Below are 11341 nucleotides of genomic sequence, written 5' to 3' on the forward strand. Positions count from 1 at the left end.
GCCGAACGAGGCACTTGGGCCGGACACGACGTAGACTGGTCGGTCCACTGCAGGCCGGTTCCCCTCGTGGGAGCCGGCCTGATCGTCCCTTCAAGGAGGTAGGTGGATGACCAGTACGGTCCCCGCGCTCGGTACCCGGACGGCCGAAGGGTCGGCCCTCCAGGCCGTGCTGCTCGACATGGACGGCACCCTGGTGGACACGGAGGGCTTCTGGTGGGACGTCGAGGTCGAGGTCTTCGCCTCCCTCGGCCACACGCTCGACGAGTCCTGGCGCCATGTCGTGGTCGGCGGTCCCATGACCCGCAGCGCGGGCTTCCTGATCGAGGCCACCGGCGCCGACATCAGCCTCGACGAGCTCACGGTCCTGCTCAACGACGGCTTCGAGGAGCGCATCGGCCGCGCCCTGCCGCTGATGCCGGGTGCCGGCAGGCTGCTCGCCGAGCTGTACGAGTACGAGATCCCGACGGCCCTCGTCTCCGCCTCGCACCGGCGCATCATCGACCGGGTGCTCGCCTCGCTCGGCGCGCACCACTTCCGGCTGACGGTCGCCGGCGACGAGGTCCCGCGCACCAAGCCCCACCCCGACCCGTATCTGGCCGCCGCCGCCGGGCTCGGTGCGGACCCGGCCCGCTGCGCCGTCATCGAGGACACCGCCACCGGCGTCGCCGCGGCGGAGGCCGCCGGCTGCCGGGTCGTGGCCGTGCCCTCCGTCGCCCCCATCCAGCCGGCCCTCAGGCGCACGGTCGTCGGCTCGCTCGAAGAGGTCGACCTGACATTTCTGCACGGTCTGATGACGGAAATGCGCTAGCCGTTCACCCAGCGTGCAGCGGGGATAGGGCGGCAATTCCGCAGGTGAATTCGAACCTCTCCGGATGGCCGAATTCCCGTACCCTCGAACCGGTTTACGCGTGTGACGTTCCCCACGCGGTCCGGGGTCGACAGCGGATGCGGCGTGTGCTGTGCACCCCCTCCGGGGGGCCGTCGGCGTGCCCTTGTGTCCCGATTGATGGAAGGCTGCACCAAAGCTTCCACTGTCGGGTTTTCGGTGTGTCCACGCCCGGTTCCGTAGCGTGATGGGTGCTCAACTCCGGTGGCTGCGAAGGTTCCTGCCGGGCCGGACTAATCTCGTCGCGAGAACATCGCCCCACCCCCGTGATCCGCTGCGCCACCCCTGCATGCCGGGTACACGGAGTCGACAGCTCTGGAGAAACTCGAGCATGAACCGCAAGACTTTGGTGCTGCCGGCCGTGGTCGGCCTGCTCGCGCCGGTGCTCGCCGCCTGCGGCGGTTCCGGGAGCGGCAGCGGCGACAGCGACGCGATCGTCGTCGGCACCACGGACCGGTTCACCGCCTCGAAGGACGCGCCCGCGCCCCTCGACCCGGCGTACGCCTACGACGTCGGCACCTGGAACGTCCTGCGCCAGACCGTGCAGACCCTGATGATCCAGCCGCGCGGTGAGGGCGAGCCCGTACCCGAGGCGGCCGAGCGCTGCGGCTTCACCGACACGGGCAACGAGCGCTACGCCTGCACCCTGCGCGACGGTCTGAAGTTCGCCGACGGCGACCCCGTCACCGCGGCCGACGTGAAGTACTCCATCGACCGCGCCCTCTCCCTCAAGGCCGACAGCGGCGTCTTCGCCCTGCTGTCCACCATCGACACCGTCGAGACGCAGGGCGACCGCGAGGTCATCTTCCACCTCAAGACGGCCGACGCGACCTTCCCGTACAAGCTGTCGACCCCGGTCGCCGGGATCGTCGACCCCGACGACTACCCGAAGAACAAGCTGCGCGACGGCTTCGACCTCGAGGGCTCGGGCCCGTACACCCTCAAGGCCGTCGTCGAGAACGACGAGATGGTCCGGGCCGAGTTCACCAAGAACCCCGAGTACAAGGGGACCCTCAAGGTGAACAACGACAAGGTCGAGATGGTCTCCTTCAAGGGCGCCGACGCCATGGGCGAGGCGCTGGAGAAGGGCGACATCGACCTGATGACCCGCGCCATGTCGCCGGACCAGATCCGCAAGCTCTCCGGCGACGCGGACAACGAGGTCGACCTCGTCGAGATGCCCGGCCTGGAGATCCGCTACCTGGGCTTCAACACCGACGCCCCGAGCGTGAAGTCCAAGGCCGTGCGCCAGGCGATGGCCCAGGTCGTCAACCGCAGCGCCCTGGTCGCCAAGGTCTACGGTTCCCAGGCCGAGCCGCTGTACTCGCTGGTCCCGGCCAGCGTCACCGGCCACTCCAACTCGTTCTTCAACAAGTACGGCGAACCGAACGTCGGCAAGGCCCGCTCGCTGCTGACCCAGGCGAACGTCACCACCCCGGTGAAGCTCACGCTGCACTACACGACCGACCACTACGGCCCCGCCACCAAGAAGGAGTTCGAGGTCCTGCGCGACCAGCTGAACTCCAGCGGCCTGTTCGAGGTCGACATCAAGGGCACCCCGTGGAACACGTTCCGCCCGGCCGAGAAGAAGGGCGAGTACGACGTCTACGGCATGGGCTGGTTCCCGGACTTCCCGGACGCCGACAACTTCCTCGCGCCGTTCCTGGACAAGGACAACACCCTCGGCTCGCCCTACGCCAACAGCCGCATCCGCAACACCCTGATCCCCGAGTCCCGCCGGGAGGCGGACCGGCTGTCCGCTTCCACCAGCCTGACGGACATTCAGGACATCGTCGCCAGGGACGTGCCGGTGCTGCCGCTGTGGCAGGGCAAGCAGTACGTCGCCGCGCGCGACGACATCACGGGTACCGCCTACGCCCTCAACTCCTCCTCGACGCTCCAGCTGTGGGAGCTCGGACGAGGTGTGAGCGGCTGACGGACCCGGTGGAACCCCGGGGGCCTCTGACCGCGGCCCCCCGGGGAACCGTGCCCCGGAGCCGGGGACAGGCTCCGGGCGTTCTCGAGAACCGACGACAAGGCACACACGTGAACATACGCAACCAGTGGCCGGTCCTGCCCATCGTGGCCGGACTCGCCTCCGGACTGCTGACCGGCTGTGGTACGGAGAGCGGAGACTCCGCGGGGGACGGCTCCAACGTGGTGGTGGGGATGTCCGACGACGTCCTGGCCACCGACCCGGCCTCCGGCTACGACCCGGGCTCCTGGCTGTTGTTCAACAACGTCTTCCAGTCGCTGCTCAGCTTCCCCAAGGGCGCCACGGAACCCCAGCCCGAGGCGGCGGAGAGCTGCGCCTTCACCGACGCGCGGACCACGGTCTACTCGTGCACCCTCAAGGACGGGCTGAAGTTCAGCAACGGTGACGCGCTCACCTCGAAGGACGTCAAGTTCTCCTTCGACCGCATGCTGAAGATCAACGACCCCGACGGGCCCGCGATCATGTTCCCCACGCTGGAGAAGGTCGAGACGCCGGACGAGAAGACGGTCGTCTTCCGGCTCAACACGGCCGACGCCACCTTCCCCAGCAAGATCGCCTCCGGCGCCGGGTCCATCGTCGACCACCGCGAGTACGACGCGGACGGGCTGCGCGAGGACGGCCAGGCCGTCGGCTCCGGCCCCTACAAGCTCGACTCGATCGACAAGGGCCACGCCGTCTTCTCCGTCAACGAGAACTACAAGGGCACCGCCGAGGTGAAGAACACCGGCGTGACGCTCAAGTTCTTCGACGGCGACCAGACCGCCCTGAAGCAGGCCATCCAGAACGGGGAAGTCGACATCGCCTACCGCGGTCTGACCGCGAGCGACATCGCCGACATGGAGAAGGCCGACGACGGCACCGGCGCCGAGGTCGTCGAGGGCAGCAGCGCCGAGGTCCAGCACCTGGTGTTCAACATGGACCACCCGGTCGCCGGAAAGCTCGGTGTCCGCAAGGCCATCGCCTACCTGCTCGACCGCGAAGCCCTCATCCGGGACGTCTACCGAGGCACCGCGACCCCGCTCTACTCGATCATCCCGGCCGGCATCGCGGGCCACAACACCGCCTTCTTCGACACCTACGGCGCCCGGCCCTCCAAGGCCAGGGCGGCGGACGCGCTGCGCGAGGACGGCGTCACCGGCAAGGTGAAGCTGACCCTCTGGTCGACCCCCTCGCGCTACGGTCCCGCCACCGACCAGGAGCTGACCGCCATCGCCGGCCAGCTCAACGCCAGCGGTCTGTTCGACGCCGACGTGAAGTCCGTGCCCTTCGGCCAGTACGAGAAGGACATCGCGGCCGGCAAGTACGGCGTCTACGTCAAGGGCTGGGTCCCCGACTACCCGGACGCCGACAACTTCACGGCCCCCTTCTTCGGCAAGGGCAACGTGCTGAACAACAACTACGACAACAGCACCATCACCGGCTCGCTCATCCCGCGCACCGCCTCGCTCACCAACCGGGCGGCCACGGACAAGGAGTTCGGGGAGCTGCAGGACATCGTCGCCGACGAACTGCCCGTCCTGCCGGTGTGGCAGGCCAAGCAGTACGCGGTCGTCCGCGACGGCGTCTACGGCCTGGAGTACTGCCTCGACGCGTCGACCGTGTTCCGCTTCTGGGAGCTGAGCAAGGACGCCTGACACGCGGACGTGAAGAAGGGCGCCTCCTGCTCGGCAGGGGGCGCCCTCGTCGTCGCACGGGTGGTTACTGCGCCCCGGGGCGCACCAGCCCGCTCTCGTACGCGTACACCGCCGCCTGCACGCGGTCGCGCAGGCCCAGCTTGGTGAGCACGTGCCCCACGTGCGTCTTGACGGTCGTCTCGCTGACGAACAGGTCGGCGGCGATCTCCGCGTTGGACAGCCCGCGCGCGACCAGCTTCAACACCTCGACCTCGCGGTCCGTGAGCGTGTGCAGCGTGTCCGGCACCGGCTCGTCGCCCGACGGCAGATGGGTGGCGTACTTGTCGAGCAGCCGGCGCGTGATGCTCGGCGCGAGCATCGCCTCACCCGCGGCCACCACCCGGATCGCCTGCACCAGCTCGTTCGCCGGGGCGTCCTTCAGCAGGAAGCCGCTGGCGCCCGCGCGCAGGGCCTCCACCACGTACTCGTCCAGGTCGAAGGTGGTCAGCACCAGGACCTTCGCCGGGCCGTCCCGCCCGGGGCCGGTGATCTGCCGGGTCGCCTCCACACCGTCCATCCGCGGCATGCGGATGTCCATCAGGACCACGTCGGGCTGCAGGGCCCGCACTTGGTCGAGCGCCTGGAGGCCGTCTCCGGCCTCGCCGACGACCGCGAGGTCCTGCTCGGCCTCCAGGATCATCCGGAAGCCCGTGCGGAGCAGTGGCTGGTCGTCGACCAGTAGGACGCGGATGGCCACGTAAGTCTCCTTCGCTCGTCCGGCCCATTCTGCCCTGCCCGGGCCCGCCGGACTCAGCCGCCCTCCACCGCCGAGGGCTGCGCCGGCAGGCCCGCCGTGCGCACGGGCAGCGGATACGGCGGGGGAGTGCCACCGAACTCCGGGCAGTGCGCCTGGTGGTCGCACCAGCCGCACAGCTTCGTCGGACGCGGCCGCCAGTCACCCGTCTCGGTCGCCGTCCGGATCGCCTCCCACAGCGCCAGCAGCTTGCGCTCGACCCGCTCCAGATCCGCGAGGACCGGGTCGTAGGTCAGCACCTCACCGCTGCCGAGATAGACCAGCTGGAGCCGCCGCGGCACCACGTTCTTCAGCCGCCACACGACCAGGGCGTAGAACTTCATCTGGAACAGGGCGCCCTCGGAGTACTCGGGCCGGGGCGCCTTGCCCGTCTTGTAGTCGACGATGCGGACCTCGCCGGTGGGGGCCACGTCGACCCGGTCGATGATCCCGCGCAGCCGCAGCCCCGAGTCCAGCTCCGCCTCGACGAACAGCTCCCGCTCGGCCGGTTCCAGCCGGCTGGGGTCCTCCAGGGTGAACCAGCGCTCGACGAGCCGCTCCGCCTCGCCCAGCCAGCGCGCCAGCCGCTCGCCCTCGGGGTCGTCGGCGAACAGCTCCCCGACCTCCGGTCGCGTCTCGCGCAGCCTGTCCCACTGGCCGGGGATCAGGGACTTCGCCCGGGGCGCCGTACGCTCCGCCGCCGGGGCGTCGAACAGGCGCTCGAGGACCGCGTGCACCAGCGTGCCCCGGGTGGCCGCCTCGCTGGGCTTCTCCGGGAGCCGGTCGATGACCCGGAAGCGGTACAGCAGCGGGCACTGCATGAAGTCGCTCGCCCGGGAGGGGGACAGCGAGGCGGGCGGTATGGCGGCGGGCCCCGTCACGAGGTCGCTGACGGCGGCCGTCTCCGCCGCCGCCTCCGCCACCGCCCGGGCGGCCGTCTCCTCCGCCTCCACCGCCGGGGCAGGGCTGCTCCCCTGCCGCGTCGTGCCCTCGCTGCTCGTCTCCATGCCACAGACCTTACGGCCCGCCACTGACAGTGACCCGAGCGCGTTCCGTGGGGAAGCCGGGAGGGACCGTCGACGCACGGGGAACACAGGGGTGCCGGGGCGGAACGCACCTCGGCGGACGCATACCATCGACTCGAGACCCTCCCGTCCGGCAGGCGCGGGAGACGCTTCGAACGAGGGGAAACCGGTGGAGGAGAGCGGCGGGCGCGGGCAGCCGCGGTCCGGCAACGACGAGTCGGCCGAGCACCACTCCGGTCACCCGGCCCGGCCCACCGGCCCGGCCGCCCCCGACGAACGCCCCACCCCCGAGCACGCCCCCGGGCCCGGGCCCGAGGCGCCCGAACTCCCGTCGAACGAACCTGAGGCGCCCGAGCTCCTGCCCGGGCCTGCCGCGGCGGGGTCGTCACCGGAGGGCAGTCCTCAGCCCGGGCCTGCCCCGGCCGGATCGTCGTCGGGGGGTAGTCCTGAGCCCGGGCGTGCCCCGGCTCAGGCGTCGCCGGAGGGCAAGTCCGAACCCGGGCCTGCCGCGGCGGGGTCGTCGTCGGACGGTAGTCCTGAACTCGGGCCTGCCGCGGCGAGGTCGTCGTCGGAGGGCGGTCCTCAGCCCGGGCCCGCCCCGGCGGAGGCGTCGCCGGGCGCCAGGCCGGTGCCCGGCCCCGCAGCGGCTGACGCCCCGGTGGCCGACGTTCCCCCGGCTCCTCGCCCCACCGCGGCGGAAGCCCCGACGCCCGGACCGGCTGTGCCGGAGACCGCGACGCCCGGCACCGCTGCGCCGGGTCCGTCGGCGGGGAAGAGCGGCACAACGCCCGAGCCCGCTGCGCCGAGGGCGTCAGTGGGGGACAGGCCGGAGCCCGGACCGGCAGCGGCGGACGCCCCGCCGGCCGACAGTGCTCCCGCCCCCCGACCCGTTGCGCCGACGGCACCGACGCACCAGGGCTCCGCCGGAGTGCGCTCGCCGGAGGGTCGCGGCGAACGCCCCGAACAACCCGCAGCCGCCGGCTCCTCCCCGGCACCCGCCGACGGCGAGCCCGGCGCGGGCCCCGCTCCTGGCGGAGGTCGCGCCGGCGACGCCAGTCGTTCTCCCCAGCCCGGCGGGCACCCCGACGGCGACGTCCACCCCGACCGCGCCTACGCGGGCGACCCCCACACGGGCTCCACGGCCGGCGGACCCGAGACGGACCGCCGTCACCCTCACCCCGGCGCGCACCGGCCCGAGGCGGACCAGCCGCGTCCGGCACCCGGCACCCCGGACCGCCGCTTCCCCGAACCCCCGGCCGCCGCACCCACCCACACCGACACCCCCACCGCCCGCCCCCTCGCGCACTCCGCCGACGGCAAGGGCCCCGCGCCCCAGCGGCCGGAGCCGCGGGGCGGACTGCTCATGGGGCGGCCCTTCGGCGTGCCCGTGTACGTCGCGCCCAGCTGGTTCCTGGTCGCCGCCCTGATCACCTGGGTGTTCGGCGGCCAGCTGGAGCGCGTGCTGCCCGAGCTCGGCGCCGCCCGCTACCTGGTCTCCCTCTTCTTCGCCGTGGCCTTCTACGCCTCCGTGCTCGTCCACGAACTGGCCCACACGGTCGCCGCCCTCCGCTTCAAGCTCCCGGTCCGCCGCATCCAGCTCCAGTTCTTCGGCGGCGTCTCCGAGATCGAGAAGGAGGCCGAGACCCCCGGCCGGGAGTTCGTGCTGGCCTTCGTCGGCCCGCTGCTCTCCCTCGTCCTGGCCGGCGTCTTCTACGCCGCCCTGCAGACCGTGGACCCCGGCACCGTCCCGGGCGTGCTGCTGGCCGGCCTGATGATCTCCAACCTGATCGTGGCCGCGTTCAACCTGCTGCCCGGCCTGCCCCTCGACGGCGGCCGCATGCTGCGCGCGGTCGTCTGGAAGCTCACCGGCAAGCCGATGACCGGCACCATCGCCGCCGCCTGGGTCGGCCGGGCCCTCGCCGTCTGCGTCCTCATCGGCCTGCCGCTGCTCACCCAGTCCGGCGCCCTCGGCTCCGACGCCGTGGACAACGTCGGGATGGACACCGTCCTGGACGCCCTGCTCGCCGCCATCCTCGCCGCGATCATCTGGACCGGCGCCGGCAACAGCCTGCGCATGGCACGCCTGCGCGAGCACCTCCCGGAGCTGCGCGCCCGTACCCTCACCCGCCGCGCGGTCCCCGTCGAGTCCGACACCCCGCTCTCCGAGGCCCTGCGCCGCGCCAACGCCGCCGGAGCCCGCGCCCTGGTCGTCGTCGACGCCGACGGCCAGCCTCTCTCCCTGGTCCGCGAGGCCGCCATCGTCGGCGTGCCGGAACACCGCCGCCCCTGGGTCGCGGTCAGCGGCCTCGCCCAGGAGCTCACGGAGGGCATGCGCGTCTCGGCGGAGCTGTCCGGCGAGGAACTCCTCGACGCGCTGCGCGCCACCCCCGCGACCGAGTACCTGGTCGTCGAGGAGACCGGCGAGATCTACGGCGTGCTGTCGGCGGCCGACGTGGAGCGCGCCTTCGTCAAGGCGATGGCCCGGCCGTCCTAGCGGCCGGCCGCGGGCTGTCCCGGTGGCCGTCCCGGTGATCGTCCCGGTGGTCGGAGGCCCTCCCCGGGGCCGGTAGGCTGGTCACATGTCCGAACCGACCGGTGCCGCCCGCAGGCGCGGGCCCTTCAAGGTCGGGGACCAGGTTCAGCTGACCGACCCCAAGGGCCGCCACTACACGTTCACGCTCGAGGCCGGGAAGAACTTCCACACCCACAAGGGTTCCTTCCCGCACGACGAACTGATCGGTGCTCCCGAGGGCAGCGTTGTCCGCACCACGGGAAACGTCGCCTACCTCGCGCTGCGCCCCCTGCTCCCCGACTACGTCCTGTCCATGCCCCGCGGGGCAGCCGTCGTGTATCCGAAGGACGCGGGGCAGATCCTCGCCTTCGCCGACATCTTCCCCGGCGCGCGCGTCGTGGAGGCCGGCGTCGGCTCGGGCTCGCTCAGCAGCTTCCTGCTGCGCGCCATCGGCGACCAGGGCATGCTGCACAGCTACGAGCGCCGCGCCGACTTCGCCGAGATCGCCCAGGCGAACGTCGAGCGCTACTTCGGCGGCCCGCACCCCGCCTGGCAGCTCACCGTCGGCGACCTCCAGGACAACCTGTCCGACACCGACGTCGACCGCGTCATCCTCGACATGCTCGCCCCCTGGGAGTGCCTGGAGGCCGTCTCCAAGGCGCTGGTCCCGGGCGGCATCCTGTGCTGCTACGTCGCGACCACCACCCAGCTGGCCCGGACCGTGGAGTCCATCCGGGAGATCGGCTGCTTCAACGAGCCGACCTCCTGGGAGACCATGATCCGCAACTGGCACATCGAGGGCCTGGCCGTCCGCCCGGACCACCGGATGATCGGCCACACCGGCTTCCTGCTCACCGCCCGCCGCCTCGCCGACGGCGTCGAGCCGCCCATGCGCCGCCGCCGCCCCGCCAAGGGCGCCTACGGCGAGGACTACGCGGGACCCAACGCCGACGGCGGCACCGCCCGCTGAGACGGCCCGTCACGCACCCAACGCACAGGCGCCGCGGCGCAGTTGTCGGACACACTCCGGGAACTGCGCCACGGCGCCTCTCCGTTGCCGCCCGGGGTGAACCCCCGCGCGACGCCGTTGACCTGCCCCGAGTCACCCGGCAGCGCTCCCGGGCGCCGGCAGCGGGCCGCGCGGGCACCGGCCAGCTGACACGGCGGCAGGAACCGCAACCCTTCTGACTTCCCCGGCGCGGCCGGCGCACACCCCGCCGTTCCCTCGCGGTGTGACGTGTGGCACCATCTTGGCCACCCCACCGGTACAGCCCTCAGGAGACACTCCTAGTGCAGCCTTCCGCCGTCCCGGAGCTCGCCCACACCCACACCCGGCCCATCCACTGGCTCGCCACCGCCACGGCGCTCGCCGGCGTGGTGGCCCTCTCCTCGGTCCTGCAGCCCGGTGCCGCGACGGCCGCCCAGCCGGGCGCCCCCGAGACCAGAAGCGCCCCGGCGCCCCTGGCCGCGCCCGACCCGGCCGCGGTGGAGTTCCCCCTGGAGTGCGGCCCCGTGAAGGCCGTCGTACAGAAGAAGGCGTCCGGGGACCTCGACGGCGACGGCAACCCCGAGACGGTGGCCGTGGTCCAGTGCGACTCCCCGATGGGCACCCCACCGGACGGCGTGTACGTCCTCACCCGCGGCGGCGCGGACGGCAAGCCGCGCGTGGTGGCCACCCTGCTCGACCCCGAGGACGGCACCACCGTCGGCGACTTCGCCGTACGCGCGGGCGCGGTGACGGCCACGCTCCTCGGCTACTCGTCCCCGGACGTGCCGCGTTGCTGCCCCGACGAGAAGAGCGACGTGAAATGGCGTTGGCAGGACGGCGCGTTCGTCCGCTCCGCGCAGGCCGGCGCCCGCAGCGTGTGAAGCCCCTGTGGCAGCGGTGTGTGAGATATCAGACAGCGGTCACGGAACGTAAAGAACTGGTCACTGTGCGTCCGGACCGTAGACTTCGGCCCTGTCCGAAACCCGCCGTACGTGGATGCACTCGCCCGGACACTCCTTCGCCGAGTCGATCACATCCGTGAGCAGCGGCAGCGGAACGGGCGCTGTCGCGCCCTTGTCCTGGAGCAACTCGTCGTCCGCGCTCTTCACATAGGCCAGACCATCGATGTCCAGCTCGAACACCTCGGGCGCGTACTGGGCGCAGATGCCGTCGCCGGTACACAGGTCCTGGTCGATCCAGACCTCCAGCGCCTCGCCCTCGACCCCGGCCTCCTGCTGCACGCTCATGTCTCCTGCCGTTTCATGCGTCGAACCGCACCGGGAATCCGGCCAGCTCTGACGGGTGTTGAACGCTTCGACCGTACCTGAGGCTGGGTTCCAATCATGTTCGCTGGGTATTCCCCTGGCGTGAGGGAGAGCGCAAGGGTGAAGATCGGACACACCCCGACCGTCTTTGTGATCTAGGGGTTTCAATCGACACCCGCCCAGGTAGGGTCTGGAAGCGTCCAGCTCCCCTTGGAGGAGGTGAGGACCGTGGCAGCCCACGACGACGACATGAACCGCGGCAT

The 11341-nt window shown here is 71.7% G+C and carries 9 protein-coding genes; 6 read left to right on the forward strand and 3 right to left on the reverse strand.

Annotation, left to right across the window (positions count from 1 at the left end; genetic code table 11):
* The first annotated feature begins 106 nt into the window (after positions 1-106).
* From RIN80_RS12725 to RIN80_RS12735, 3 genes are all read left to right on the forward strand, one after another.
* A complete protein-coding gene (locus RIN80_RS12725) occupies positions 107-808 on the forward strand; it encodes an HAD family phosphatase (RefSeq protein ID WP_309095685.1) in 702 nt (233 codons plus the stop codon).
* A gap of 409 nt (positions 809-1217) precedes the next feature.
* A complete protein-coding gene (locus RIN80_RS12730; protein ID WP_309095686.1) occupies positions 1218-2822 on the forward strand; it encodes an ABC transporter substrate-binding protein in 1605 nt (534 codons plus the stop codon).
* A gap of 110 nt (positions 2823-2932) precedes the next feature.
* Complete coding sequence (locus RIN80_RS12735) at positions 2933-4516, forward strand: ABC transporter substrate-binding protein (RefSeq protein ID WP_309095687.1); 1584 nt, start codon at positions 2933-2935, stop codon at positions 4514-4516.
* Between the two features lie 64 nt (positions 4517-4580).
* Here RIN80_RS12735 and RIN80_RS12740 read toward each other — a convergent pair whose 3' ends face one another.
* Positions 4581-5252, reverse strand: coding sequence for a response regulator transcription factor (locus tag RIN80_RS12740; protein ID WP_030606450.1), 672 nt, complete (start codon positions 5250-5252; stop codon positions 4581-4583).
* Between the two features lie 53 nt (positions 5253-5305).
* A complete protein-coding gene (locus RIN80_RS12745) occupies positions 5306-6295 on the reverse strand; it encodes a RecB family exonuclease (protein ID WP_309095688.1) in 990 nt (329 codons plus the stop codon).
* A gap of 832 nt (positions 6296-7127) precedes the next feature.
* On the opposite strand from RIN80_RS12745, the gene RIN80_RS12750 reads away from it, so the two are divergent.
* The 3 genes from RIN80_RS12750 to RIN80_RS12760 all read left to right on the forward strand — a co-directional run bounded on the left by RIN80_RS12750 (position 7128) and on the right by RIN80_RS12760 (position 10694).
* On the forward strand, positions 7128-8807 hold the full coding sequence (locus RIN80_RS12750) for a site-2 protease family protein (RefSeq protein WP_375141680.1): 1680 nt from the start codon (positions 7128-7130) through the stop codon (positions 8805-8807).
* 85 nt (positions 8808-8892) lie between these two features.
* Positions 8893-9795, forward strand: coding sequence for a tRNA (adenine-N1)-methyltransferase (locus RIN80_RS12755; RefSeq protein ID WP_031114607.1), 903 nt, complete (start codon positions 8893-8895; stop codon positions 9793-9795).
* Positions 9796-10115: 320 nt separating this feature from the next.
* Positions 10116-10694, forward strand: a complete 579-nt coding sequence (locus RIN80_RS12760) for a hypothetical protein (protein ID WP_309095690.1) — start codon at positions 10116-10118, stop codon at positions 10692-10694.
* A gap of 60 nt (positions 10695-10754) precedes the next feature.
* Here the strand turns inward: RIN80_RS12760 and RIN80_RS12765 are convergent, their stop codons facing one another.
* The gene (locus RIN80_RS12765) at positions 10755-11060 is read right to left on the reverse strand and encodes a ferredoxin (RefSeq protein WP_309095691.1); all 306 of its coding nucleotides are present in this window, start codon (positions 11058-11060) and stop codon (positions 10755-10757) included.
* Positions 11061-11341: the final 281 nt, after the last annotated feature.

It is taken from the genome of Streptomyces sp., from assembly GCF_031181705.1.
Classification (GTDB): Bacteria; Actinomycetota; Actinomycetes; order Streptomycetales; family Streptomycetaceae; genus Streptomyces.

Excerpts from the sequence above, each read along its gene's own strand:
- RIN80_RS12755 (WP_031114607.1), top strand. The coding sequence starts at position 8,893 with ATGTCCGAACCGACCGGTGCCGCCCGCAGGCGCGGGCCCTTCAAGGTC.
- RIN80_RS12745 (WP_309095688.1), bottom strand. The coding sequence starts at position 6,295 with ATGGAGACGAGCAGCGAGGGCACGACGCGGCAGGGGAGCAGCCCTGCC.
- RIN80_RS12725 (WP_309095685.1), top strand. The coding sequence starts at position 107 with ATGACCAGTACGGTCCCCGCGCTCGGTACCCGGACGGCCGAAGGGTCG.
- RIN80_RS12730 (WP_309095686.1), top strand. The coding sequence starts at position 1,218 with ATGAACCGCAAGACTTTGGTGCTGCCGGCCGTGGTCGGCCTGCTCGCG.
- RIN80_RS12765 (WP_309095691.1), bottom strand. The coding sequence starts at position 11,060 with ATGAGCGTGCAGCAGGAGGCCGGGGTCGAGGGCGAGGCGCTGGAGGTC.